Genomic DNA, 25,966 nt, shown 5'->3' with positions numbered 1-25,966 from the left:
GATGAGAGGATCACCTAAATATGACCGAATATAAGAAGAAAAGTGAAAATATCATTTGGCATGAAGGAAAAGTAAATAAAGATGATCGAAGAAATTTAAACAAGCATACAAGTGCTGTTCTTTGGTTTACTGGTTTGTCAGGATCGGGAAAATCGACATTGGCAGTAGAAGTTGAACGTGAACTGAGTAAACGGAACATTCACACCTATATATTAGATGGCGATAACATTCGTCATGGCTTGAATGCGGATCTGGGCTTTACTCCGGAAGATCGGCTGGAGAACATTCGCCGGATAGGTGAAGTGACAAAGTTATTTGTTGATGCGGGAATCATAACGTTAGCTGCTTTCATTTCGCCGTATCAAAAAGAACGTCATCAAGTAAGGGGGTTGCTTGATAAACATGAATTTATAGAGGTTTATGTGAAATGCAGTTTGGAAGAGGTGGAAAACAGAGATCCAAAAGGTTTATATAGAATGGCAAGATGCGGAAAGATCAAAAATTTTACTGGGATTGATGCGCCTTATGAGTCACCAAAGAATCCGGAATTGATAGTGGAAACGGATCAGTTGTCAATACAAGATTCAGTGAAGCAAGTTATTGGATTTCTAGAACAGAATGGGTATATAACGTTATGATTTATAAAAACGTTACTGATATTAGTTTAGGACCCATTGTAAAGATTGCTATAGATGCCGGTCACGAAATCCTAAGGATTTATAATCGATATGACTATGATATTGAATTTAAAAATGACTGTTCTCCCTTAACTATGGCGGATAAACAATCACATCAGAAAATTGCCACGCAATTGCAAAAATATTATAAAAACATCCCAATTTTAAGTGAAGAAGGGGCTGATATACCTTATAGTGAACGCAAAAGTTGGAATACATTCTGGTTGGTTGACCCGCTGGATGGCACGAAGGAGTTTATCAAACGTAATGGTGAGTTTACCGTTAACATTGCATTGATTGAAAATCAAAAACCGGTTTTGGGTGTCATTTATGTCCCGGTACTCGACACGTTATATGTAGCAAAAGTTGGTGTTGGTTCCTTTAAAATTAAGCATACAAAACAATGTCGGTTGGATGACGATAAAGACATTATGGAACAAGGTACAGTTTTACCATGCTCAAAGAATGAAGATGTTGTAAAAGTTATCGCGAGTCGCTCCCATTTGTCACAGGAAACAGAAGCCTTTATTGAACAATTAAAAGAGAAACATCATCGAGTAGAAACGATGTCATCTGGGAGTTCATTAAAACTTTGTTTAGTAGCAGAAGGGGCATGTGATTACTATCCAAGGTTTGCACCAACCATGGAATGGGACACTGCGGCCGGTCATGTTATTGTGGAACAGGCAAGAGGATATTTATATACGGTAGAAGGTAAACAATCGTTAACATATAATAAGCCATGCCTCCGTAATCCGTGGTTTATAGTTGAAAACAGATAGTGTATTTTGCAATTGAAAATTGAGCCATTTTGCAAATAATTTTGAGCCACCTAAAATTAGAGGAATTCACAAACTTGGAGAATATATTTTATTACTGCGTACGATTGACACGGATCCTCTACGGGCATGACTTCTTTGCGAAAGCGTGCGGTGGGAGGGAATTGCGCACCCACAACAGGGTATCATGCCCGCCTCTCTATGTAAATCCAATTTAGTTTTGTGGAAAATAAATTTCACAAACTTCTAGTGGCTCAGTTTTATTCTGTCATGTGGCTCACTTTTCGTTTACCATATACATTGTTTCTTTCATGCCTTTTTTTGAACATTTTTCCAGTTTTTATTTTAGGCACTGAACGTTAGGTGAATAACAATTTTTCAAACAAATGGCTTGTAGCCACATTTTTCGACTATTCAACGTCTTTAGTTATCAATGGGATATAGTGATCAGTGTGACAAACTAATTTACATTTCGCCATATATTCCTTTGTGCTTATCTTTTGAGTATGTGTACTGGTATCTTTTCTCCTAATGCAGACGTAATTATATCTGGAAACAGAATAGATCTTATAGCCTAGTTTCCAGGATCGTCTTAAGAAATGTGAATCACTTCCTTCAACTCTATCTGGGAACTTCACTTTATTCCATACCGATTTTTTAAAAACTAATGTTCCTCCCTTTATAAATTTATATAATTTATTTTCCTTATTTTCCCTATAAATTGTAAGGGCCTTTTCTTCTTCAAAATAAATAAATGCTGCTGACTTTCCAATTATAGATGCGTCTGTATTATTCAGAGCATCTACAGATTCCTTCAAATATTTTGAGGCGTAATAATCATCATCATCAAATTTTGCGATGATATTATAATGGGCCTTTTCTATCCCATAATTCATACATCTTCCAAGCGTATACTCTTCAGGCAGTTGATAAATAAAGACATTATTGTATCTTTTTGCCTCTTCGTTCCATTCGTTAATATCCATGTTATCTTGGTTTAAAATAATGATTAATTCTTTATCATTAACTTCTTGACGAATATAATTGTTGAATATTTGATTCATAAATACAGGTCGCTGTGTACACGTTATAATTGAAATCATATTATTCCTCCTTTTTGGGTCAATTGATAACTTCCATTTGTTCGTTATATTATTTTATGTATATTCAATTTATATGTTTGGTTAGATCCCCATCTTTCAATTTTATCTATTATTTATCAAAATAACATCGTTCACATCAATTACCTGTGACAAACAAACTTCAAACAGAATATCATATAATAAGTTTTTGCCGGAGGTGCTTGTTGTTTGAGTTTCATCTTTGTAAGCCATGACTTTGTAAATAAAACCAGGCTTAATATAAAATCAACAAAAGGACCATGGGGTGTAATTTATACTGAATTAAAGCAAAGGGCCGATAAAGCCATGTTGAAAGGCCCATGGAGCGTTACTTATTTTCCAAGCAAGGCTGCCAGCGGTGACCCTCATGATTACTATTATGAAGCGCCATACTGGTGGCCAAATCCGCATGATCCGAATGGCCCCTATGTTCGGAGGGATGGACTTGAACGACCAGATCGACATAAAGAACATTGGTTGGCTTTTCAGGAACTTTCTAATACCGTCCTTCTTCTTTGTTACGCTGGATATTATTTAGAAAACAAATCTTATCTTCAAAGAGCTGTTGACCTTTTGAAGGTTTGGTTTTTGGATCTTAAAACTCGGATGAACCCTCATTTAAAATATGCCGAAGCTGTTCCTGGAAAATGGACGGGAAAATGTACTGGGATAATTGTACTTCGGCAGTTGGATCGTTTAGTCCATGCCTTATGTTTTCTGCATGAGTATCCGGATTGGCAAAAAGAGCTTGAAGGAATGGCAGAATGGATTGAAGAATGCCTCGCATGGATTTTAAACACTCAAAGAGGAAAAAAGGAGAGCAAATTAGGCAACAACCATTCAGCCTGGTGGGTGACCCATGTAGCAGTTTATGCAGCTTACCTGAATAAAGGGAATATTTTACAGAATGCTTTTAACTTTTACAAAGATGTAGTTGTCTCTAAACAAATCACTTTAAGCGGGGCACTACCTCGTGAGTTGATTAGAACAAAAGCTTTCAGCTACAGTCTGTTTAACCTTGATGCTCAAACCCTCCTTTGTGAAATAGCATACCTAAAGGGAACTAATTTATGGAAGTATAAAACAACAGAAGGAAAAGGAATCGAATCCGCCATCCGGTTTCTCCTCCCTTATATGGATAACCCGAATTCGTGGCCGTACAAACAAATTGATGGATTCATTCCTGATGAGCAAATTTCTCTTCAATATGCTGCAATTAGACTTGGGTTAAATGAGTGTTTAGACATTAATATAAGACGTAGGAGAAAAAGCAATGTCATCAGATTTGGAGACCCATTAGGTCCACTAGCTTTGCTTCCAGGTTATCCAATTTTGTAACGGAATGAAACAGATCACTGTGTCCAAACACATTCAATCACGTTATTCTCTTCGTCTAGTGGAGACCCCTAGCACTAAAAAGTGTTAAATGATCGCAACCTGTTTGACAATCTTAGAATCCTTCGCCACACCAGCTGGTTCCAGAAAACTGATGTTTTCGATTGCTAGCTTACTGCTGGTTGAACCCCTGTTTCCCTAAGGGGCGAAGAAGGCGGGGTAGATGATATTGACTTTAGAACCGATTGACTCTGCTTCCCACTGTTGTGCAGCCTGTTAACATAGGTGTATGAGCCATTAAAGAGAGGTCCAACAAATAAATCCGCGAAGAAAAATTCTGCATGTTTTTTTATCACATGGTCCCCTAGAAGGGGATAGATAATGCCCTTTATCTCTAGCAATTTTCTTAAAGTCCGAAGTGATACTACGAAATTACGATTTTCATCAAAGAACTGATCTTCTTATTTGTTCCGGATCCATTTGATCTGTAAATGAGTGAGAGAGTTGTTCAATACCTTCAAATATACGATGACGCTGATTAGCTTCATTAATTAACTCCAGATTAAGCCCCACGCTGTGCGTGGGGAGAACGGAATAGGAAGTGCCGATAAGTATGATAAAAAAGCCCTCCTTTGATATAATGACAATGGTTTCGCATGCCAAGTCAAATAAAGGAGGGCATCCAAAGTGGATAATTCGAGTTTATCACATACAAAATGGAATTGCATGTATCACATCGTATTCATCCGAAGTAAAGACCTAAGATTATGTACGGAAAATTAAAAATGGATATCTGTGAGACCCTCAAAAAACTATGTGAGTATAAAGGAGTTAGAATACTAGAAGGCAGTGTATCAGTCGGTCATATTCATCTTTGTGTGAAAACACCACTCAAAATCAGTGTATCAAGCTTTATGGGTTATTTAAAGGGGAAAAGTGCTTTAATGATATTTGATCGACATCCAGAGTTCAAACAAAGAGGCAACCGACACTTTTGGGCGAAGGGATACTATGTAGACACAGTAGGAAGAAATAAATAGGATATAAAAAAGTAAATTAAAAATCAAATTGATGCCGACATAATCGAAGACAAGATAAGGGATCAATAATAAATTCCAATTTAGGAGATAGCAAGTATGCAGGTGCTTGCGAAACCACGCCTTTAGGCGTTGCAAGTAATGTGCCCTTACAGGGCGAAATCAAACCACCTGTTCAACGGGTGGTTTGTGATTGTGTATCCTCACATCGAAACCCCAACCTAAGAAATAACAAGTGGTCTCTCATTATCCTTGACCAAAAACGGATTCCATCTGTGCAAAAAAATAAAACTATAACTGCTTCGATTGTTAACTTTATTCCAATAATTATTTCGAATGTTCAACAATATAATCCACTGTTCGAATGGCTAAAGAAATGGTCGTGAGGGTTGGATTAACTGCTCCAATTGCTGGTAAAACACTATTATCAGCTATATATAAACCAGGTATAGAATGGATTTGGCCATAGCTGTTCGTAGCTGAAGTAGATGGATCAATACCCATCCGGCAAGTTCCGCATTCATGGTTATCAGCCCCAGGGGGTCTTAAGCTTAGAAGAGAATCATTGTTCCTCCGATTCCGTTGTAATCCAATTACAGAGGAAATCTGTTCAACAAAAGTTTCCATTTCCCGAATGATTTGTTGATCTTTCTCGGAATAAGAAAAATCAATTTGTAATTTAGGCACTCCATCCTCATCGACATCGTCTGAGTTTAAAGTTAATTGATTTTCAAATCGCGACTCAACCTTTCCATAGCCAGTTAAAAAAAGTCCTTTCTGCTTTCCGTGAATTTGTATTTGGAACAACCTACTATTTGACTGGGGAATTAAAATGTCAACTCTCCCCGCCCTTCTTAAATAATCAGGGATTTTTAATGCTCTCTTAACTCTAACAGAGGAGTGATTAACTAAATAATGGCCAATTGTATCTCCTTTAACGCCAGAGTGAAGCAAAAGACGCGGGGTTTCAAGACTACCCGTGGATAAAATAACCGTTTTAGCTTTTAGAAAGTATATGTTGTTATGTTTTGGCGCTACTTTTATAATGAATCTTTTCTTTTCTGGAAAAATCTGAGTAGCACGGGCGTTTATCCCTAAATCGAATGAGCGATGATTCAATGCAGAGGTGAGGAAAGAAAGCGAGCTGAACAAGTCTGAAGAATGTAAAATCCCAAGGTTTTTTCGATTAATTTCTATCGCTTTTGGTACAACCGTTGCTTCTGGATATCCATTATCTTTAAGGGAGTGGAGAATCGTTTTCATGATCGGGTCTTTTGTATAGGATTGCGTTACATTCATGACTCTTTCAGCAATTTTGTAATAGTTTTCTATATCCTTCATCGGGATGGGCCACTCTTTATATTCTATTGGATGCAGGCGTGGCGTTACGCCTCCCCAAAATAATGTTTTACCTCCTACAGCCAGAGCCTGTGTCGCACCGGAATAATGAGGGAGGTCATCTCCAATCACACTCTTTAATTTGTTAAAAAGTTTCTTATGATTTAATCCCGTAATGTTTCTTGCATGTGTCGGTAGTACTAAATCACCTGCTTCTATAACACCTATTCTTTTTTTATTTTTCCTCCATTTTTTACATAATCTCCAAAGTGCAGCTCCGCCTCCGGCCCCAGTACCTATAATTAGTACATCGTAGTCCTTCTTAGCCATTTGGCTTATAGGTGTAACTGGTATTTTTTTTAATGCACTTCCATTCACTTATAAACCTCCTAGGGTAGGCCCATTAATCAGTAGCGATTAATAAGTATTCTGATTTAAACTCACCTTGATTTTGTTGAAACCTCCACTTATGCACATTATATGAATACACATATCTCATCGTTACGTTAAAAGTGTTAGTGGGGAACAATAGTATCAATGAAAAAGAAATCAATTTAGAGATTTTCACCAATGAAGTTGAAAATGAACAACAAACGTTGTTCTAAATACAAAATAGAACGATCGAAGGGTCCAGAGGAAAAATCATGATTGAATGATAAAGAAAACATAATTTTCGAGGGGTCACCGTGTGAGGTGAAAGTCTCACGCACGGTGTGGAACGGGGGAAAGCTGAAAAGAGAATGGAACCCGCAAGAGCTTTACACTCAGTAGATTACCTATCGTTATTACCGGTCTAAAGTTAGAACATAAAGGAAACCTATGCCCCATCCAACGATAGGGTGAGTGTTGTAGAGTAAAAATGCACCCTCTGAAATACACTTGGCGGTATCGAGCTCACAGCCTTAAAGGAAGCAGCTACGTTTAGAATGGATAGCTATGTTGTAAGGTACTTAGAAAGAAACGGACGTTGAAACAAGGGCTGTTACCCAAAACGTTTGCTATAAGGCATTATCCTAAAAGCATTTATCCTTGTGAGGGTAGGGGGATGACCTAAGAACCTTCTGTAATGGGAGTGAAGGAACAACCCTAAGTCTAGCGAAATGGAATGATTATTTTCCAAGCGTTCATCGTACCGATAGGGTAGGAACGTGGGAATTTCCACAGTGCGAGCTTTTAGTAGGGAGACTTGAGTATCTTCTGCCTAAGGGTAACGAGGAACTTATAGTCTAGTACATAACGTTAGATGGAACGCGGAATGATGGGAAACTATCACGTTCCGTGCGGAGCAGGAGAAAAGCTGGAGATAGCATCAAATGCTTACCTATTGCTAACCCAAGTTTCGGTTTAAAGGGTTAGAAGTCCTCGTATAGCAACATTTCCATTTTTTATTTGGTCACTACAATAATTTTTAGTTTATTCCGGAAAGTTTATTTATTCGCTAATACTAAGAAAACTCCATCTTCGTTTTGTTTCAGGATAACAGTAGAGGATTAGGTGAAAAATGTCAACTAAACCAATGCTTTTCGCTAGGTCACTACAATTGCATAATAAAAAGTGCAATCCTATAATACCGGGGTTTGTGAGATGCTATATCTTCCATTTTGACCTTTATATAAAATTTTTGCCGAAACTTGGGCTAACATTAATCCAAGAAGGATGAACGCACATTTTTTGACATTGTTGTACTAACGGATTAAGTTTGTTAAAAATTATATAAGCACAAAGAGTTTTCTTCTTTGTGCTATTTCGTTTAATCTAATTTCTGTTTATTATTATAGCCATCTTTCTTTATTTTCCAAATTACGCTAACTACTGTTATAAGCCATAGGGCTCCAAGAATTATATAAGTGTAAAGGCTTACTATCTGTGAAATGCCAAATGCCGCTAATAAAGTCCTGATATTAGTAAAAATAATAATTCCGCCTACAAGTGTACCTAATAGGTTTGTGGGAATAATTTTGACCAACCACGCTGCAATAGGAGCTGCTATTATCCCACCTATCATTAACGCAAGAACCCATTGGAGGTCAATATTAGACCAGCCCAATGTTAAAAGAAAACCTAGTGTAGATGAAACAGCTATGGCAAATTCACTTGTATCAACTGAGCCTATTACTTTTCTAGGCTCCATTTTACTATCTGTCAATAAAATAGGAGTGGCGATTGGACCCCATCCACCACCTCCTGTTGCATCGAAAAAACCAGCAATAAAGCCAAGTGGAACAAATTGTCTATTTGACCATTTCTTATTTGAGGTTTTTCTGTTTGAGTTAAAGAGGAATCGATAAATTACAAAAACACCTAAAATTAATAAGAAGATGGAAACGTATGGCTTTATTATATCACCCGGTATACTACTTAAAAAACAAGCACCTAGAAAAGCACCTATTGAACCAGGTAGAATTAATTTGTACACTACTTGTTTATCGACATTTCCAAATCGAATGTGTGACACACCTGATGCAGCTGTTGTTACGACTTCCGCCATATGAACTGATGCAGATGCAACAGCTGGTGCAATTCCAAACAGAAGTAATAATGATGTAGATGTAACCCCATATGCCATTCCCAAAGAACCATCAACTAACTGTGCTACTAACCCTATTAAAGCAAGAATAACCAGCCTATTCATTTCTACCTCTCCTTTTTTTAACAATCCTGAATAGACTAGAAATGAGTAGAAATAATTTTTAATTGTTGACTAATCTAATCAAGTTTCTAACGTAAGATATGATGCATTCTTTGGGTTGGTTCTATATTAATAGAAAAATTGGCTTTTATCTAGAATTTATTAAAAGTGGAGATAGTAAATGAAGGTTTCAAGTAGAGAGAATATGCATTGGGAGCATTAATCTGTCTTGGTGTAAAAGATAATAATTTAATAAATATAGGGGAGATATCGGAGGAAACACTTGTACCCGTTAATTACCTAGAACAGATTCTCTTGCAATTAAAAAGAAATGGTTACATTCAAAGTAAAAGAGGTGTTAATGGAGGTTACAAATTGAGCAGAAATCTGAATGACATTATAATTGGAGATGTTATTAGAAACCTAGAAGGACCACTAGCACCGATGGGGTGTGTAAGTATTACATCCTATGAAAGTTGTTTGTTAGAAGAAGGGCGTTTACTAAAACTCTTATGGGCACTTATTAGAGTTGAAGTTGCAGAATTATTGGATAATAATACAATTTACGACTTATTAGAGGGCAATATCTACTCATAATGAAGAAGAATATAGAAAGTATTTCTTATTCAACTAATGGCAATTTAGATTAATAACGATTACTGAAATGATCAAACTTTTTTATAAAAATCAAACTTAAATCTGCTGGATAAGAACCCATTTTGATCAATCTTTTTTCAAAATGGATTCTTCTTGTTTATTATAAAATGTGGGTTAGGAAGATGTTTATGATCAAACTTTATTTTAAAGCTACAAATAGCAAATAAATTGAGGGGAGAATGGTGAGATCATGGCTAAAATGACGATGGCGCAAGAAATTAATAGTGCAATTAGAAATGAACTCGAGAGAGACGAAAAAGTTTTATTATATGGCGAGGATTTAGGTGTTTCTGGTGGATTATGGGGTGTAGCGACGAATCTTCAAAAAGAGTTTGGAGTTTCACGTGTATTTGATACACGATTGGCTGAATCTGGTATTGGAGGATTGGCTATCTTGGATAAAGATATATCATTGAAATTGAATATTTAGGTTTTATTTTCGAAGCAATGGATGCTTTGGCTGGGCAAATGGCAAGAGTCCGTTATCGCTCTGGAGGAACGTATAATGCTCCAATTACAGTTAGATCCCACATTAGGCAGGTCATTAGATAAAGAAAATATATTTTTAAAAGGATTTTTCCTATTTTTTCGAAACTAGTAATAATGAATAAAAAGTGAGGGGAATAGGATGAAGCCAAAAGATCAAGTTATGATGCTCTCTTTGGGACCATCCAAGTTGATTTCTGCAATTTGCGATGAGATTAATTTTAAGAATCTTATTAATGAACAAATTGAGTGGGATGAGAGTCGCTGCAAACTATCACCTGGTGCACGATTAAAAGCACTCGTTATTAATATTCTTTCTGATTGAGAACCGCTGTACCATGTGCAGCAATTTTTTAGAAGAACAAGATGTAGAGATGTTGTTTGGTTCTGATGTAGAAGTCGCACATATAAATGAATACGCACTTGGTCGCGCACTGGATGCCTTTATATGAAGCCAACCTGTGGAAGGTGTATTCCACATTATCCATTGCAGCTTGCCGTCAACTAGGGTAACCACTAGGTACACTACATAACGATACGACATCCTACTCTTTTTATGGGGGATACAATACCAAGGAGAAGCTACCAAAGCCGGAAGAATTAACGGAGGACTTGGAAATCACTTATGGATATAGTAAACAACATCGACCAGATTTAAAACAGATTGTACTCAGTATGAGTGTAACACCCGAACGTATCCCAATCTTAGCAACGGTTAAAAATGGAAATACAGATGATAAAACGTGGAACTTTACATTCATTCAAAAGCTTCGTGACATCCTATCGGAGGAAGAATGGGGTCAACTGATTTATCAAGCTGATTCCGCCCTGATTACCAAAGATAACCTGCGAGAAATACGAGGTAATCTTCACTTTATCTTCCGCCTTCCTGAAACGTTCAACTTAAGTTCTGAATTAAAAGAAAAGGTATGGGAAAAGGACAAATGGGAAGAAGTAGGTCAATTAAAGCCAAAAGAAAGCTGCTTCCTATAAACTTCAGTCCTATACAGAAGAATTGGATGGTTATATGTATCGTTTCGTTGTGTTCTACTCGGACAAACTCAATGAACAAAAGGAAAAAACCTTTCAGCGTAACCTAGCGAAGAACGTACGAAGCTTGAAAAGGTGATAGATACAATTTGAAAGTACGGTTTATCATTGTGAATCAGATGCTTTGGAAGCTTTGAAGATATTTGAAAAGGAAAATTCAAGTCATTATTTTCAGTATGCATTCAAGATGGAACCAGAAAAACAAACGGAAAAAAGACAAAAAAGAGGACGTTCGAAAAAGGGTGAGACTCCTAAAACCATCATGGTGTACCGTCCTCATCTCCAAAGTATAGAGGAAATAGAGGAAGCAATCGAAGCAAAGAAACGCAAATTGAGTACGTTATACTCATCACGAACAAATGTGACAATCAAGAGATGGCAGACTTAGAAATTCTTCAAACCTATAAAGGTCAAGAAGCTGCTGAAACGCGCTTTCGTATTTTAAAGAGTCCGCAAATGATTGATGGATTCTTCTTGAAAAGACCTAGCCGAGTGGTGGCACTTCTCGTGTATGGCATACTTGAAATTCGTGTTCGAGAAAAAATGAAACAGGAGAAGGATCCCCTCATTTTAGCTGGAAATAGAAAGTTGTTCCAACCAACGGGGCGAGTATTATTGAAAGAGCTTAGGGAAATTAAAATTATGTATATCCAACAAATAGGAGAGACGCTTCGTTTTCTTCCAGATAACATCAAAGAACAATGTAAACGGATCCTTGAACTTGCGGGGTATGATCTAACGATTTATGTGTCGAAACAAGAAGAAAATGTATTATTTTAAATGAGAAATGAGGGATTCTGAAAATAAACTGTCGAATATAAAAAAACCAAGAAGGAAGTCGACTTTCAAGGATTAACAAAAGCAAGATACCAATTTTAAAAAATGCACCTAAAAAATAGGGAAAGGTTTATCTTTCAGGTGCGGAATGTGGGATCTAATTGCATTATATTGTTGTTTCTTTTAGAATGAATCAGCTAGTGTCTGAATAATAGTAAAAGTAGTTAATGTAATCTTAAAGCGAGGAGAAAAACATTCATTCATGAAGGTTATTAAGCTACAGGAGAATGTATATGTTTTTCAAATAGCTTGCACGCATTTTTGGCATCATCAATTAAAAATTCCAACACGATTTCTTTTTTTATGACTAATTTTAAAAGATTTTCCAGCTTGTCTGTAAGCTCTAGTAATTCTTTTGGAGTAAAAATATCCTTATCAATAATTTTTACTTGCGCATTAATTGCATTTGCTAAGGAATTCTCAATCTCTGCTGCAGCTCCAATGAGTTCTGTAAGCCTTTCCTTACATGATTTGTGGTCATGTTTTTTGCAAAAGTCGCATTTACATTTACGATGCTTGTTTCTACAGTCATCCCAGCAAGAATCGCAATCACAGTCATGTTCGTGATGCTCACACTTGTGTTCCGATCTACAGGAATCGCAGTCACAATCATGTTCGTGATGATCACATTTGTGTTTCGATCTACAAGAATCGCAATCACAGTCATGTTCGTGATGCTCACACTTGTGTTTCAATTTACAAGAATCGCAATCACAGTCATGTTCGTGATGCTCGCACTTGTGTTTCGGCCTACAAGAATCGCAATCACAGTCATGCCACTCAAGATCAGCCCAAAAACAATCAGAATCATGTTTATGATGATCGTGTTCTTTTCTTGATTTAGAACGGTTAAATCTACTTTCATAAACGATAGAATTCAATACAATTCACTCCCTTCTACTTATAGAATGTAAGTTAGTCTATTTTTGTATGGGGGAAGGCCTTATTCGAACAAAAAAGGCTAATTCAATAGAAAGGGTGCAGTGAATAGCAGATGCCCAAGTTGATAGTATGAATAGAACAAAAGCGCAAGCGCCCGTTTGAGCTGTGTACGGACTGCGTCTCACGGACGTGAGGTGGTTCGACGTTGCCACAGGAGTGGCGAACTTAGTCGAACTTCTCCTTGCCTTTTGAGATAAAGGAAACACAAGGAGCGTAAGCGGTTGACTTAGATTACGGAGGTGAGGGAAGTCTCGCTACAGCTTTAGCGCTGGAGCTGGACGTGGCTATTCTCAGTAATTAAGTTATCCACAGCACCCATTTTATAGTTTCCTAAGCAAGAACAAAAATACCAGACACGAGTTGTGTCTGGTATTTCATAATAAATTGCTTTTAAATGTTGTGGTATAAGGGTCTATTTTCATTTGGTATGTTACTCGTGGCATTTACCTAAGGTGTTTGTCATGAAGTATCATCGCTTTAGTATTGAATCAATTGTACCTAGGATGTGGAAGACACAGGGGAATGGTGATTCAAATCGGTTGGAATTCATTTTTATTTTTTCCATTGTTGTTGAACTTGACTTAGTGCAAGTTGGAAAATTTCCTCTTCCGTTGAATCCCGGTGTGTAATTACATTCGTATGATAATATTGATTGGAAACTTGAACTGTAAGATTAACTTGAATCATTTATGCCACCTCTTTCTATCGTTGTATTGAAACTAAACTATATTTTAGTTAATCTTTAAATTATACAGTGTTTTATTAGGTGAGTCAATCATTATTTATCTTGCTTTATTAAATAGTCTACTGAAGAAGGAAGGTTTTTCCTTCGCATTTGCTTCTTCCATGGATGCCGCGGTTAATCGTTGCGTTTCTAATCGTTCATTCATTACTTGCATGAGATGTCTATCTCGTTCAATTAGTCGATTATTCATATATTCCTGTTGTTTATCTAGTCGCGTGACCAATTCCTTAATAAGGGAATGTTGGTTCTCCATCATGCCTTTTAATTCATTATATTGCGTATCAATTGGTACTGGCAATACACTAGGAGGACTGGCATGGTTCACAACCTCTCGGCTCGTCACTGTACCAAATTTCTCGATCACAATGTTTGTTGCTTGCTCGACTGAGATGGACGACTTGGTTCTTAATTCTTTTAAGTATCGGAGTGCCATAATATCACCTTCAACAAATAAACGTGCATTATTCTTTGACTTAAAAAATTCATACCCAACCTTTTCTAGATATTGCGCGTATTTCCTCACGGTTGTGGCACCCATGTCGAGCATTACTGCAATTTCACTTGTAGTATAAGCCTTCTCATTTATTCCCATATCGTTTTCCATATTATCACCCCATATTGTATAATTCTATATTAATTTATAATTTTCCTTTAATTGTGAAAAAATAATTTAAAGTATTTATAAATACTTGAATTGACAGCACTGCAATTTCATTGTATATTTATATTGAATTAAAGATATCTTAAATAAAAATAATTAATATATACTGGAGGTATGATCCATGAACCATTTAAAAGGAATGCACCATGTAACAGCTATTACAAGTAGTGCTGAAGAAAATTATAAGTTTTTCACGAATGTTTTAGGAATGCGCTTAGTTAAGAAGACAGTTAACCAGGATGATATTCAAACCTATCACCTGTTTTTCGCGGATGATAAGGGTAGTGCGGGTACCGATATGACATTCTTTGATTTCCCAGGAATACCTAAGGGCGAGCATGGGACGAACGAAATTTACAAAACATCTTTCCGTGTGCCGATAGATGCAGCATTAGATTATTGGGTAGAACGCTTCGACCGTTTAGAAGTAAAGCATACCGGTATTAAAGAAATTTTTGGTGTAAAAACCTTATCATTTGTTGATTTTGATGATCAACAATATCAATTGATTTCGGATGAAAATAACAAAGGGATTGCGTCTGGTACGCCGTGGAAAAAAGGTCCTGTGCCATTAGAATATGCGATCACTGGATTAGGACCAATCCATGTACGAATTGAGCAATTCGATTATTTCAAGGAAGTATTGGAAAAAGTTCTATTATTTAAAGAGATTGCACAAAATGGGTCGTTGCATTTATTTGAGGTTGGAGAAGGTGGCAATGGTGCACAAATCTATGTCGAGAAGAATATCGTTCTACCGCCCGCACGCCAAGGATTTGGAACGGTGCATCACGCAGCATTCCGCGTTGAGGATCGTGCTGTCTTAGAAGAATGGATCGAACGTATGAGCAGCTTCGACTTTCCTACATCAGGCTATGTGGACCGTTTCTATTTTGAATCGTTATATGCGAGAGTTGCTCCACAAATTTTATTTGAGTTTGCGACAGATGGGCCAGGGTTCATGGATGATGAGCCATATGAAACGCTTGGTGAAAAATTAGCATTACCACCATTTTTAGAACCTAAACGTGAATCCATTGAAAAAATGGTGCGCCCAATTGATACGGTTAGAAGTACGATTGATTTTGTAAAAGAATAATATCGCTGGAATCCACGTAATTTCCATTCTGGAAATTACGTGGATTTTTTTAGGAGTCAAGAAAGTTTTTTTCATACATAGTATTTGCACTATTCGCATTCTATTCGTACACTTGTAATAAGATCGATTTTTCACACATAAGTACACCGACTAGCAAGTTATCTTAACTTATAAATAAAAGGGGATGGGTTGATGGAACAGTTACAGGTAGGGAGAGCGAAGTTAACATGGTTAAATGGTGGGGTATCCTTTCTTGATGGTGGTGCAATGTTTGGGGTTGTTCCTAAGGCATTATGGGCAAAGAAATACCCGTATAATGAGAAAAATCAGATTGAACTACGGGCAGATCCGATTCTATTACAAATCGATGGCAAACGTTTCATCGTTGATTCTGGACTTGGTAATGAAAAACTATCTCAAAAACAATTACGTAATTTTGGTGTAATTGAACAAGCTTCAATTGAAAAGTCACTAGTTGAACTGAACTTGTCAGTCGAAGATATTGACGCGGTGTTAATGACACATTTACATTACGACCATGCGAATGGTTTAACGAAGAAAGTAGGGGAAAACACCTACATATCGCAATTTCCTAATGCAATAATCTATACATCTGCGATTGAGTGGAATGAGATGCGCAATCCGAATATCCGTTCCGTGAACACATATTTCGAAAGCAATTGGCAACCGGTTGAAGAACAAGTAGAAACCTTTGCCGATGAACTTGAAATTGTGCCTGGCATGCGTTTGATTCATACTGGTGGTCATAGTGATGGACACTCGATTCTTGTCTTTGAGGAAGGGGAGGATTGTTTCATCCATATGGCCGATATTATGCCGACACATGCACATCAGAATAAATTATGGGCACTAGCATATGATGATTATCCGGTGACATCTGTACATGAGAAGGAGAGCTGGATGGCTTATGGCTACGATAAGGAAGCGTGGTATACGTTTTATCATGATGCCTATTACCGTGCAATAAAATTTAATCATGTAGGAGAGAAGATAACGGAAGTTGCGCGTGTTCAATATCCATATAAATAGAAAAAACCGGCGATTATGCCGATTTTTTTCCGTATTTCATCCGCAGTCCGTACACAGCTCAAACGGATGCTCTTAAGCATTTGTTTTAAGCAGTTTGTACAGATTCGATGATGCCACCTGTTTCAAGATCAACAAAAAATTCATATTGTTTATTTTCGCCGTCGATACTACGGGTGATGCCACCACGATATGCGTTAAAGACGAGACCATTTTTTTCAATTTCTTCCGGTTTCATATAAATCCATGAGCCACTGATTGGTCCGTTTTTCTTATAGGCTTCCTTCGCATTGTACAATGCTTTTTCGGGGGAAATCTTTTGATACGTATCGACTTGTTGCTTGGCCAAGAAACCAATTGCTGCACCTATTCCGAATGCGAGGACAATATCTCTTTTTTTCATTTCCTTCACCCACTTTAAGATAATAGTTTCTTTGTTTACCGTTTCTATTACTAAATAGTATACAATATAAAAGTAGAAAATGAAAACGTTTTGAATTTGTAGCAGGATTTTACCTATCGAAGCAGGAAGTGGAAAAAGTGAATTGATTTCCGTTATAATGGAGTCGTTACATAGTAAAAGTGGAGGGAATTATATGAACCAAGAGACATTAGATCTTTTTAAAAATTTAACAGAATTGCAAGGTGCATCGGGAAATGAACATCTTGTTCGCACATTTATGAAAGAAGAATTAACGAAATATGCGGATGAAGTGATTCAGGATAATCTTGGCGGTATCTTTGGTGTGAAGCATGGCGATGGTCCAAAGGTTATGGTTGCCGGGCATATGGATGAAGTTGGATTCATGGTGTCGCAAATAACGGAAAATGGCATGATTCGTTTTCAACCTCTAGGTGGTTGGTGGAATCAGGTTTTACTTGCGCAACGCGTGCAAATTATGACGACAAATGGTCCAGTGATTGGGGTAATTGGTTCGATTCCGCCACATCTTTTAACAGACGCACAACGCGGTAAACCGATGGAAATTAAGAATATGCTGATCGATATCGGTGCAGATGACCAAGAAGATGTAAAGAAGATTGGCGTAAGACCTGGCGATTCAATCGTGCCGGTTACACCGTTCCAACCGATGGCAAACAGGAAGAAGATTCTTGCGAAGGCATGGGATAACCGATATGGCTGTGGATTATCCATTGAGTTATTAAAAGAACTTCAGGGAGAAAAACTGCCAAATCAATTATATTCTGGTGCGACAGTACAGGAAGAAGTTGGCTTACGTGGTGCACAAGTAGCGACAAACATGATTAAGCCAGATATTGCCTACGTTCTCGATGCATCTCCTGCAAATGATGCGTCAGGTGACAAAACAGCCTTTGGCCAATTAGGAAAAGGTGCATTACTACGAATTTTTGATCGGACGATGATTACACATAAAGGAATGCGTGAATTCGTGCTTGATACAGCGGAGTCCAATAACATTCCATATCAATATTTCATTTCGCAAGGTGGTACTGACGGTGGGAAAATCCATCTAAGTGGTGATGGCGTGCCAACTGCTGTTATTGGAATTTGCTCACGCTATATTCATACAGCTGCATCAATTATCCACATCGATGATTATGCTGCAGCAAAGGAACTACTTGTGAAATTAGTGAAGGAAACGGATAAAAATACAGTAGATCACATTATAAATGCGAACTAATCGGAAGTTTAGCTGTCACTTTAAATGTGACAGCTATTTTTAAGGGGTGAATAAATTGGAGATTATTATCGGTTCAAAGAATCCAACAAAAGTCCAGGCAGTTGCAGAAATATTCGAAAGCAATCAAGTACGTGCAATTGCAGCAGAGTCAAACGTATCCGCACAACCATTTTCCGATGAGGAAACAAAGCAGGGTGCAATTAACCGAGCGATGGAATGCAGAAAATTGACGACCGACGGAATTGGGATTGGTCTTGAAGGTGGCGTGATGTTCGTTGGAGAGACATTATATTTATGTAATTGGGGTGCATTAGTTGCAGAGGATTGGCAGGTCTATACAGCAAGTGGCGCACGAATTGCATTGCCAAAGGAATTGGCCGAATCATTGAAGAGTGGATTTGAACTGGGTGAAATCATGGATGAATATGCGAATCGAAAAGAAGTTAGTACCCACGAGGGAACGATTGGAATATTTACAAATGATCTCGTTTCTAGAAAAGAAATGTTCGCCGATGTTGTAAAACTACTTCGTGGACAGTGGGAATATTGGAAATAAACAGCAGCGATATATGTCCGCTGCTGTTTTTTATCAAGTTCGATTCGTAATTGCATATCAGTATTTCAAATAACGTGCGGACTAGTTTAATGTGCTAGGGCTCTCAGGCCAGTCGCTTCAGAAATACCCTTCGCGCACCTTAGGGGAGCTGGCGAGCCTTCCCGCAGGAGTCTCCGTGTATTTCTTACGCTCTGGATTGGGGAGTCAAATATAAGAGAGTGACTTACCACTGACAAACAATATTGATTGAAGTGGGAAAATCAGACTCACGTGTGAACAGTAACTACTGTCTAGATCTGAATTAAAAATTATCACTAGTCCGCACTTTACATCAACTACTTATTACCATCTTAGTTTGGAAGCAGCAAACTTTTAGTAAACAAGCTCAATCAAAAATATACGCCAATACATCTAGTGCCTGTTCAACTGTTTCAACCGTTACATTTGCTTTGCTGGAAAGCTCCTTTAATGGATGGATTAATGATTCTGGACGAATAATAATCGTTGGCTTATTCATGGCTATTGCTGTGCTTGCATCCATTGCAGTATTCCATTGGCGATATTCCTCACCAAAAAGCGCGATGACAATATCTGCTTTTTGTAGTAATACTTCAGTTCTGAAGTTATTGATTGATGATGCAGCAGCATCCTTATATATGTTAGATGGCTGTTTTCCTAAAACATTCTCGCCAATATTATCTGAAAGGCTATGATTGGTCTGTGGTGAAACAAAGGTAAACGGTAGTTTTCGTTCCTCCACCTTTTCCATTAACTTTTCTCGCCAATCATCATGAATCTGCCCTGCTAAATAGACGATAAATTCCATAAGTATCCCTCCATATATCTGTTGATTTATCATAATCGTAGCCAACTTTACGAGAATTGCAAAGGAATTGCATAATATTTCTAAAAATCGAGGGTTTTAATCGTCGCAAAACTTTAGTAAGATATTGATTGGGATAAAAGTACTATACGAGGAGGCGAGCTAGTTGAAAAGTTGCATTCGTATCATTATTTTTGCGCTATTTATGGTTTTGGTTCTTAGTGGCTGTAGCTTGAAATCAGAGGAAAATGCTGTAATGGACGCAAAGGAAACTGCAAGACAAGTGTTTGAAGAGCAGACTCCAATTGAGGCAAATCATGAAATAAATGAAAGGGCACTTTATCTTCCAGCAAACCTAGAAGTACAAAGTGGCGATGAAACGAACCTTATTTTAGAAAATGGGGATCAAACGTTTATCGTATTTCATAATACCAATGAAGATAATAAGAGTGAATTAAATTATCATTCGGCACAAACGGACAAGGCGTTAGTCCTCGAATCATTTAATGATGACGATAAATTGGCGTACATTCGCATTCTTCCCGACGAAGGGGAAGGTTATGAATTACAGATTGGTATTGGTGGGGTGAAAATTACAACCTACACAACGCTGGCTAAGCTCCATAAGGATGCACAAGAAATGATGAAGATGGCTAAATTCATCAGTACAGAGAGCCAATATGCATATCGATTGAAACGTAGCGTAAACCAAGTTATGATATGAAAAAAGGAGTTGATCAAGAATGAAACAATTAGAATCAATCGAACAATATAATGAGCTAGCACAAAATGAAAATGTAATCATGATGTTTTCTGCAGATTGGTGTGGGGACTGTCGATATATTGAGCCCGAATTACCTGAAATTGAAGCTGCATTTCCAGAATATACGTTTGTCCATGTAGACCGTGATAAATTCATTGACATTTGTGTCGAGCATGAAATCATGGGCATTCCTAGTTTCTTAGCGTATAAGGATGGGAAAGAAGTAGGGAGATTTGTAAGTAAAGACCGCAAAACGAAAGAAGAAATTACGAATTTTATTGAAACATTATCTGCTTAATGAATGCGAGTAACAGATATGACATTAGCTGTACAGCTAATGTCATATTCACTTACAGATTGAAAAATACGGATCGTTTTTTCGAAAAGGAGGAAACACGATCATGAAAATGACGAGTTTTCAAATGAAAAATAGGCTGGAAAATCGATTTGCAAATGAGGCCTACCGTATCTCCTTTAATCGGGATAAAGATACACTACGAATCGAGTGGAAGGAATCGAAACGCGGAATGACCATATCCTTGCCTAACGTCATTGGCAAGTTTCAGGAGCGTGGAGATGCTGCACTTGACGAGCTTGAAGATCATGTAACAGAAGCATTGAGAATCATGAATGAGGAGCATGATCTTGCGGGAATGGAAAAACATATTTTCCCTGTGATTCGTTCCACTTCATTTCCAACGCAAACGAAACGTGGTTCGAAATTGATAACGAAAGACCATACAGCGGAAACGCGTATTTTTTATGCCTTGGATTTAGGAAAATCCTATCAATTGATTGATGAAGGACTACTTGCAAAAGAAGGTTGGAAGAAAGAGAAAATTGATGAAATTGCCAGCTTCAATGTCCGCTCCCTTTCTACGGATGCAAAAAAGGATACGGTTGCCGAAAACGACTTTTATTTCGTTGCAACCCAGGATGGCTATGATGCAAGTCGAATTTTAAATGAAGCGTTTTTGGAAGAAATGAAAGCAAATGTACTAGGAGACCTAGCAGTTGCTGTACCACATCAGGATGTATTAATTATTGCTGACATAAAGAACAATACAGGGTATGATATATTAGCACAAATGACGATGAAGTTTTTTGCAGAAGGAAGAATTCCAATTACATCACTACCGTTTATCTACGAAGATAGGAAATTGGAGCCAATCTTTATTCTTGCTAAAAATCGTCGAGTAAAAGATTGAGGAAGGATGAATCAAATGGATGTATTCTATAATCCAAATGGGATCGGCGATGTCTTAATGATTCCACTAAAAGACGGAGACCGTTACGAAATAAAACATGAAACAATTGGTGATATTACAAAAATCACTGCTACTGATGGCACAATTCTTGGCTATAATATTTTCAAAGCTGCAAGCCATTTTGACCTACAAGGCACAGGGGCGATTCGCTTAACAACGGAATTACTCGATCAAATAAAGGTGTTATTTTCGAAAAATAACTTGAATGATACGCTTGATTTTGATTTAAGTCCGAAGTTTGTTGTTGGCTATGTCATTAGCAAAGGACCACATGAAAATGCGGATAAATTGAGCGTATGCCAAGTAGATGTTGGGGAAGAAGCGCCGCTACAAATTGTTTGTGGGGCGCCGAACGTCGATGCAAATCAAAAAGTAGTAGTCGCTAAAGTTGGTGCAACAATGCCAAATGGATTGCAAATTAAACCATCGGAGCTTAGAGGTGTACCATCGAATGGAATGATTTGTTCGCAAAAAGAACTTGGTCTACCAAATGCACCAAAGGAAAAAGGAATCTATGTGCTCGATGATTCGTATACAGTTGGAGAAGAATTTGCATTTTAATAATTGACAACCCAAGCTTAACCGTTCGGGTTGTTTTTTCTTGCTTAGGAAACTTAAAATTGGATGCTGTGGATAACTGAATTACCGAGAACAGCCACGTCCAGCGCCAGCGCTAAAGCTGTAGCGAGACTTCCCTCACCTCTGTACACAGCTCAAACGGGCGCTTGCGTTTTTGTTACTCTGTTTGATTGAATTACAATGTAGAGAGTCAATCTTAACCAATTCGTAAAGATTGGCTACATGACGTGGTAAAAAAATGATAAAATAGAAATTAATGATTTTATGGAAATGGAAATGAGTGAATACATATGTGGGAACAATGGAAAAATAAATTTAAAAGTCTATTCGGAGATGAAGACGAGAATCTTGAGCAAGAAGCATCTCAAGAAAGTACTGCCCCGAATGTTCAGGCACGGGTAACGTATCAATATCCAAAGAAATCTTCTTTTCGATTTCCTGTAATCCCAGATGAAAGAGCAAAACGGAAACAAATGGATACATCTAACTATCAGAGAAAAGATGTCCCTACGTATCAAAGAAAAAAAGAAGAAAAAATAGTGAAAGAAAGAAAAGAACCTGAAAAGGGAAGTAATAAAGTTTATAAAAAAACAAATACGCCTTTCAAAGTGTCAGAGGTTCCCTCCCCAATTTACGGGTTACAAAAAAGGAAAAAAGAGATTGAAGATGTACCTGCATATATTCGAAAAGAAGAAGTATCGGAGCAAATGGATCAGATTGCAAGTACAGTCGAGGAACCGCTAAGCAACACCAAACAACTGGAACCTGTTATTACTGAAAAACCGAATGAAGATAATCTAGTCGAGGCAAATGCTACTATTCACCTCATGAAAGAGATACATCAAGAACCTGAAGAAATAAAGCAGGACGACATTATTCGCAAAAAAGAAGTGGAATCCGCGCCATCCAATATTAAACAAGCGGAACGAGGGCAAGAACAACGGACGACAAACACGTCACCATTTAATGTCATCATGACGCCAAGAGATAAAAAGAATTTGTTTGAAAAACGCAAACGATTGGCAAATATGGAAAATCAACAGAATCGTGCAGAGCGCATTGTAAGTACGGAAAGCGCCGTACCAGAAAAACAGCAGCCGATGAAGCGAATGGAACGTCAAAACACCTCAGAAAATCATCGTGTTCAAGAAGAAAGCAACATAGCAACCAATGTAGTGCAAACGGTACAGTTTGATGAACGAAAAGAAACCTATATTCCAGATTACTTGTTGAATGATCCGATTCCAAAGAGTGATGAAAACTATGTTTGGGTGGAAAACCAGCAAGCATTACTCGAACAAACATTACAGCATTTTAATGTTCAGGCAAGTGTTGTCAAAGCAACGCAAGGTCCATCTGTAACAAGATTTGAAGTCCATCCAGAGCTTGGCGTTAAGGTAAGCAAGATAAAAAGCTTAAGCGATGATTTAAAACTAAATATGTCCGCTAGAGATATTCGAATTGAGGCACCGATACCAGGGAAGAATACAGTTGGAATTGAAATACCGAATCCGAAGGCACAAATGGTCGGATTGCAGGAGATTTTTGAAACAGAAGCATTTAAAAAAGCGACGTCTCCATTGTCGATTGCGCTCGGATTAAGTATTGAAGGAGAGCCAGCTGTAACCAATATCCAAAAGATGCCACATGGACTTATTGCTGGTGCGACTGGATCAGGTAAAAGTGTCTGTATCAATACGATTTTGATAAGTCTGATATACAAGGCGAATTATGATGAAGTTAAATTCCTGCTAATTGACCCGAAAATGGTTGAGCTTGCGCCATATAATGGCATCCCACATTTGGTTGCACCAGTTATTACCGATGTGAAAGCAGCAACCCAGAGCTTGAAATGGGCGGTTAATGAGATGGAAGATCGTTACGAAAGATTTGTCCATGAAGGGGTACGTGACATTGAACGCTATAATAAAAAGGTAACTGGGCAAGGGCGAAGCAATGAAAAAATGCCATTTATTATCATCGTTATCGATGAATTAGCGGATTTAATGATGTCCTCCCCGCAAGATGTAGAGGATTCCATTAGTCGAATTGCGCAAAAGGCAAGGGCGTGTGGGATTCATTTGATTTTGGCAACACAACGTCCTTCTGTAGATGTTATTACAGGACTAATAAAGGCAAATATTCCGACAAGAATTGCGTTTAGTGTATCGTCGCAAATCGATTCTCGAACAATCATTGATGTAAGTGGGGCGGAGAAGCTGCTCGGTAGAGGGGATATGTTATTTGCTGAGAATGGTGCAGGTAAGACGGTAAGGCTACAAGGCCCATTCGTATCGGATGAGGAAATAGAACGTGTCACGAATTATGCAAGAACGCTCGCGGAACCCAATTATTTATTTGAACAAGAACAATTACTCGAACAAGTGGCGGTCGATGAGGAAGAGGATGAGCTGTTACAAGAAGCAATTCAATTTATACTCAATCAAAATAGTGCAAGCACATCGTTATTACAGCGTCATTTCAAGATTGGCTATAATCGTGCAGCACGTTTAATTGATACATTAGAGGGGCGTGGTATTATCTCAGGACAAAATGGCAGCAAGCCGCGGGATGTATTAGTCACTTCATCACAAATGGAAGAGTTGTAAACTATTTGTAAAATCTTGTAAAAGTCTATATGATTATAGAATCATATATGTGAAACAAAGGAGAAGCTTACGATGAAAGAAATAGACTTAAAATTATCTGGAAAACTTGATCGATTAACAAATAAAACATTTAAATTTGATGAACGAATTAAAGATGGCTGGTTTTCAGCAGTATATTTCTTAAAAACAAAGAAAATTGCGGAGGAAAAGGTCCCCAATAATTATGTAACGATGCAGTTTTTTCAAAAAGAGGATGCAGTATTATGTGGGACGGATGAAGTAATTGCATTGCTTCACACATTTGCAGATAAACCGGAAACATTAGAAATCAAATCATTAAAAGATGGAGATAAAATTAAGCCGTATGAAACGGTATTAACCATTTCTGGAGCATACCAGCAATTCGGATACTTAGAAGGAATTATTGATGGGATATTAGCAAGAAGAACATCTGTGGCAACAAATGTATACAATGTGGTAAAAGCCGCACAAATTTCTGGTTCACATAAACCAGTCATCTTTATGGGCGATCGTGATGACCATTATACAACACAAGCTGGAGATGGATATGCAGCCTATATTGGTGGTTCAACGGCACAAGCAACCAATGCAATGAATGAATGGTGGGGCAAAGAAGGAATGGGAACAATGCCACATGCATTGATTCAAATGTTCCGCGGAGATATTGTAGCAGCTACAAAAGCATATCATGAAACATTCCCGAATGACGAATTGGCAGCACTTGTAGATTATAATAATGATGTTGTAACAGACTCATTAAAAGTAGCGAGGGAATTCGGCAATGAATTAAAATCAGTAAGACTTGATACATCCCGAACGTTAGTGGATAAATATTTCTTAAGAAATTATCAATTAATGGGTACATTTGATCCAAGAGGTGTGAATCCCGAACTGCTATTTGCATTAAGAAAAGCATTGGATGAAGAGGGCTATCAGCATGTGAAGATCATGGTAACAGGCGGATTTACGTATGATCGGATCAAAGAGTTTGAAAATCAGGGTGTACCCGTTGATATGTATGGGGTTGGCAGAAGCTTGCTCAATCTGGATGTTGGCTTCACAGGGGATCTTGTGATGTTTAATGGAGCACCAGAAGCAAAAGAAGGTCGCCGCTTTAGACCAAACCCAAGATTAGAAAGGGTAGAATACCACGAGGAAACGAAATAAGAAATAATAGTTTACTCTTATACGTTTTTTGGTATAATGTAACTTGGTCGTGAACATTATCCGACTATAATATTAA

28 protein-coding genes and 4 pseudogenes are annotated in these 25,966 nt (G+C 37.7%); 21 read left to right on the top strand and 11 right to left on the bottom strand.

The window, feature by feature from the left end; genetic code table 11:
- Nucleotides 1-20: 20 nt before the first annotated feature.
- Both cysC and cysQ read left to right on the top strand, forming a co-directional pair.
- Complete coding sequence (cysC, locus tag CWR48_RS17400; RefSeq protein WP_115774594.1) at nt 21-638, top strand: adenylyl-sulfate kinase; 618 nt, start codon at nt 21-23, stop codon at nt 636-638.
- Nucleotides 635-1,459: a 3'(2'),5'-bisphosphate nucleotidase CysQ gene (gene cysQ, locus CWR48_RS17395; RefSeq protein ID WP_115774593.1), complete on the top strand. Its 825-nt coding sequence runs from the start codon at nt 635-637 to the stop codon at nt 1,457-1,459. Before cysC ends, cysQ begins: the two co-directional genes overlap by 4 nt.
- A 407-nt stretch (nt 1,460-1,866) precedes the next feature.
- On the opposite strand, the gene CWR48_RS17390 is transcribed toward cysQ, so the two are convergent.
- On the bottom strand, nt 1,867-2,559 hold the full coding sequence (locus CWR48_RS17390; RefSeq protein ID WP_115774592.1) for a glycosyltransferase family 2 protein: 693 nt from the start codon (nt 2,557-2,559) through the stop codon (nt 1,867-1,869).
- Between the two features lie 207 nt (nt 2,560-2,766).
- Between CWR48_RS17390 and CWR48_RS17385 the strand changes: the two genes are divergently transcribed.
- Nucleotides 2,767-3,915, top strand: a complete 1,149-nt coding sequence (locus CWR48_RS17385; RefSeq protein WP_115774591.1) for an alginate lyase family protein — start codon at nt 2,767-2,769, stop codon at nt 3,913-3,915.
- Between the two features lie 453 nt (nt 3,916-4,368).
- On the opposite strand, the pseudogene CWR48_RS21240 reads toward CWR48_RS17385, so the two are convergent.
- Nucleotides 4,369-4,467: pseudogene (locus CWR48_RS21240) on the bottom strand (DUF2935 domain-containing protein); the annotation flags it as partial.
- A 171-nt stretch (nt 4,468-4,638) separates the two neighbouring features.
- On the opposite strand from CWR48_RS21240, the pseudogene tnpA reads away from it, so the two are divergent.
- A pseudogene (gene tnpA, locus CWR48_RS17375) lies at nt 4,639-4,949 on the top strand (IS200/IS605 family transposase); the annotation flags it as partial.
- 327 nt (nt 4,950-5,276) lie between these two features.
- Here tnpA and CWR48_RS17370 read toward each other — a convergent pair.
- A complete protein-coding gene (locus CWR48_RS17370) occupies nt 5,277-6,665 on the bottom strand; it encodes a GMC oxidoreductase (protein ID WP_115774588.1) in 1,389 nt (462 codons plus the stop codon).
- Nucleotides 6,666-8,037: 1,372 nt separating this feature from the next.
- Nucleotides 8,038-8,919: a sulfite exporter TauE/SafE family protein gene (locus tag CWR48_RS17365; RefSeq protein ID WP_115774587.1), complete on the bottom strand. Its 882-nt coding sequence runs from the start codon at nt 8,917-8,919 to the stop codon at nt 8,038-8,040.
- A gap of 207 nt (nt 8,920-9,126) precedes the next feature.
- On the opposite strand from CWR48_RS17365, the gene CWR48_RS17360 reads away from it, so the two are divergent.
- The 7 genes and pseudogenes from CWR48_RS17360 (at nt 9,127) to CWR48_RS20910 (ending at nt 11,889) form a co-directional block, all read left to right on the top strand.
- Complete coding sequence (locus tag CWR48_RS17360; RefSeq protein WP_115774586.1) at nt 9,127-9,513, top strand: RrF2 family transcriptional regulator; 387 nt, start codon at nt 9,127-9,129, stop codon at nt 9,511-9,513.
- 250 nt (nt 9,514-9,763) lie between these two features.
- Nucleotides 9,764-10,101 (top strand): annotated as a pseudogene (locus CWR48_RS17350) (alpha-ketoacid dehydrogenase subunit beta); the annotation flags it as partial.
- Between the two features lie 100 nt (nt 10,102-10,201).
- Entirely contained in the window at nt 10,202-10,384 is a 183-nt protein-coding gene (locus CWR48_RS21050; RefSeq protein WP_281270311.1) for a DUF4277 domain-containing protein, read from the top strand.
- A gap of 13 nt (nt 10,385-10,397) precedes the next feature.
- Entirely contained in the window at nt 10,398-10,511 is a 114-nt protein-coding gene (locus CWR48_RS21045; protein ID WP_281270310.1) for a DUF4277 domain-containing protein, read from the top strand.
- A 127-nt stretch (nt 10,512-10,638) separates the two neighbouring features.
- A pseudogene (locus tag CWR48_RS20920) lies at nt 10,639-11,052 on the top strand (IS1634 family transposase); the annotation flags it as partial.
- Nucleotides 11,053-11,242: 190 nt separating this feature from the next.
- The gene (locus CWR48_RS20915) at nt 11,243-11,497 is read left to right on the top strand and encodes a hypothetical protein (RefSeq protein WP_245976848.1); all 255 of its coding nucleotides are present in this window, start codon (nt 11,243-11,245) and stop codon (nt 11,495-11,497) included.
- On the top strand, nt 11,485-11,889 hold the full coding sequence (locus CWR48_RS20910) for a hypothetical protein (protein WP_245976847.1): 405 nt from the start codon (nt 11,485-11,487) through the stop codon (nt 11,887-11,889). Before CWR48_RS20915 ends, CWR48_RS20910 begins: the two co-directional genes overlap by 13 nt.
- A 269-nt stretch (nt 11,890-12,158) precedes the next feature.
- On the opposite strand, the gene CWR48_RS21260 is transcribed toward CWR48_RS20910, so the two are convergent.
- The 5 genes from CWR48_RS21260 to CWR48_RS17330 all read right to left on the bottom strand — a co-directional run bounded on the left by CWR48_RS21260 (nt 12,159) and on the right by CWR48_RS17330 (nt 14,237).
- Nucleotides 12,159-12,371 carry a hypothetical protein gene (locus CWR48_RS21260; protein WP_484213801.1) on the bottom strand — a complete coding sequence of 71 codons (213 nt, stop codon included), beginning with the start codon at nt 12,369-12,371 and terminating at the stop codon, nt 12,159-12,161.
- Nucleotides 12,356-12,613: a hypothetical protein gene (locus CWR48_RS20625; protein WP_115774585.1), complete on the bottom strand. Its 258-nt coding sequence runs from the start codon at nt 12,611-12,613 to the stop codon at nt 12,356-12,358. Before CWR48_RS20625 ends, CWR48_RS21260 begins: the two co-directional genes overlap by 16 nt.
- A gap of 24 nt (nt 12,614-12,637) precedes the next feature.
- Entirely contained in the window at nt 12,638-12,811 is a 174-nt protein-coding gene (locus tag CWR48_RS20620) for a hypothetical protein (RefSeq protein WP_211316769.1), read from the bottom strand.
- 629 nt (nt 12,812-13,440) lie between these two features.
- Nucleotides 13,441-13,575, bottom strand: coding sequence for a BA3454 family stress response protein (locus tag CWR48_RS17335; RefSeq protein ID WP_115774584.1), 135 nt, complete (start codon nt 13,573-13,575; stop codon nt 13,441-13,443).
- Nucleotides 13,576-13,670: 95 nt separating this feature from the next.
- Nucleotides 13,671-14,237, bottom strand: a complete 567-nt coding sequence (locus tag CWR48_RS17330; RefSeq protein ID WP_115774583.1) for a hypothetical protein — start codon at nt 14,235-14,237, stop codon at nt 13,671-13,673.
- Between the two features lie 178 nt (nt 14,238-14,415).
- On the opposite strand from CWR48_RS17330, the gene CWR48_RS17325 reads away from it, so the two are divergent.
- Nucleotides 14,416-15,393, top strand: a complete 978-nt coding sequence (locus CWR48_RS17325) for a ring-cleaving dioxygenase (protein ID WP_115774582.1) — start codon at nt 14,416-14,418, stop codon at nt 15,391-15,393.
- A gap of 192 nt (nt 15,394-15,585) precedes the next feature.
- Entirely contained in the window at nt 15,586-16,443 is an 858-nt protein-coding gene (locus CWR48_RS17320) for a YtnP family quorum-quenching lactonase (RefSeq protein WP_115774581.1), read from the top strand.
- Between the two features lie 85 nt (nt 16,444-16,528).
- On the opposite strand, the gene CWR48_RS17315 is transcribed toward CWR48_RS17320, so the two are convergent.
- Entirely contained in the window at nt 16,529-16,843 is a 315-nt protein-coding gene (locus tag CWR48_RS17315) for a PepSY domain-containing protein (RefSeq protein ID WP_115774580.1), read from the bottom strand.
- Nucleotides 16,844-17,036: 193 nt separating this feature from the next.
- On the opposite strand from CWR48_RS17315, the gene CWR48_RS17310 reads away from it, so the two are divergent.
- Entirely contained in the window at nt 17,037-18,104 is a 1,068-nt protein-coding gene (locus CWR48_RS17310; protein ID WP_115774579.1) for a M42 family metallopeptidase, read from the top strand.
- A gap of 55 nt (nt 18,105-18,159) precedes the next feature.
- Nucleotides 18,160-18,660 (top strand): DUF84 family protein, encoded by a 501-nt coding sequence (locus CWR48_RS17305; RefSeq protein ID WP_115774578.1) that lies wholly within the window; start codon nt 18,160-18,162, stop codon nt 18,658-18,660.
- A gap of 385 nt (nt 18,661-19,045) precedes the next feature.
- Here the strand turns inward: CWR48_RS17305 and CWR48_RS17300 are convergent, their stop codons facing one another.
- A complete protein-coding gene (locus CWR48_RS17300; protein WP_115774577.1) occupies nt 19,046-19,486 on the bottom strand; it encodes a YtoQ family protein in 441 nt (146 codons plus the stop codon).
- A 163-nt stretch (nt 19,487-19,649) separates the two neighbouring features.
- On the opposite strand from CWR48_RS17300, the gene CWR48_RS17295 reads away from it, so the two are divergent.
- The 6 genes from CWR48_RS17295 (at nt 19,650) to CWR48_RS17270 (ending at nt 25,890) form a co-directional block, all read left to right on the top strand.
- Nucleotides 19,650-20,207, top strand: coding sequence for a hypothetical protein (locus tag CWR48_RS17295; RefSeq protein WP_115774576.1), 558 nt, complete (start codon nt 19,650-19,652; stop codon nt 20,205-20,207).
- 19 nt (nt 20,208-20,226) lie between these two features.
- Nucleotides 20,227-20,544, top strand: a complete 318-nt coding sequence (locus CWR48_RS17290; RefSeq protein WP_115774575.1) for a thioredoxin family protein — start codon at nt 20,227-20,229, stop codon at nt 20,542-20,544.
- Between the two features lie 103 nt (nt 20,545-20,647).
- Entirely contained in the window at nt 20,648-21,454 is an 807-nt protein-coding gene (locus CWR48_RS17285) for a DUF1444 domain-containing protein (RefSeq protein WP_115774574.1), read from the top strand.
- Between the two features lie 15 nt (nt 21,455-21,469).
- Nucleotides 21,470-22,075, top strand: coding sequence for a YtpR family tRNA-binding protein (gene ytpR / locus CWR48_RS17280; protein WP_115774573.1), 606 nt, complete (start codon nt 21,470-21,472; stop codon nt 22,073-22,075).
- 308 nt (nt 22,076-22,383) lie between these two features.
- Nucleotides 22,384-24,702 (top strand): DNA translocase FtsK, encoded by a 2,319-nt coding sequence (locus tag CWR48_RS17275; RefSeq protein WP_115774572.1) that lies wholly within the window; start codon nt 22,384-22,386, stop codon nt 24,700-24,702.
- Between the two features lie 72 nt (nt 24,703-24,774).
- Entirely contained in the window at nt 24,775-25,890 is a 1,116-nt protein-coding gene (locus CWR48_RS17270; protein ID WP_115774571.1) for a nicotinate phosphoribosyltransferase, read from the top strand.
- Nucleotides 25,891-25,966 lie beyond the last annotated feature (76 nt).

It is taken from the genome of Oceanobacillus arenosus (assembly GCF_003369575.1).
Classification (GTDB): Bacteria; Bacillota; Bacilli; order Bacillales; family Amphibacillaceae; genus Oceanobacillus; species Oceanobacillus arenosus.
The sequence above is the reverse complement of the archived record's forward strand: the minus strand, read 5'-3'. Positions and strand labels throughout refer to the sequence as shown.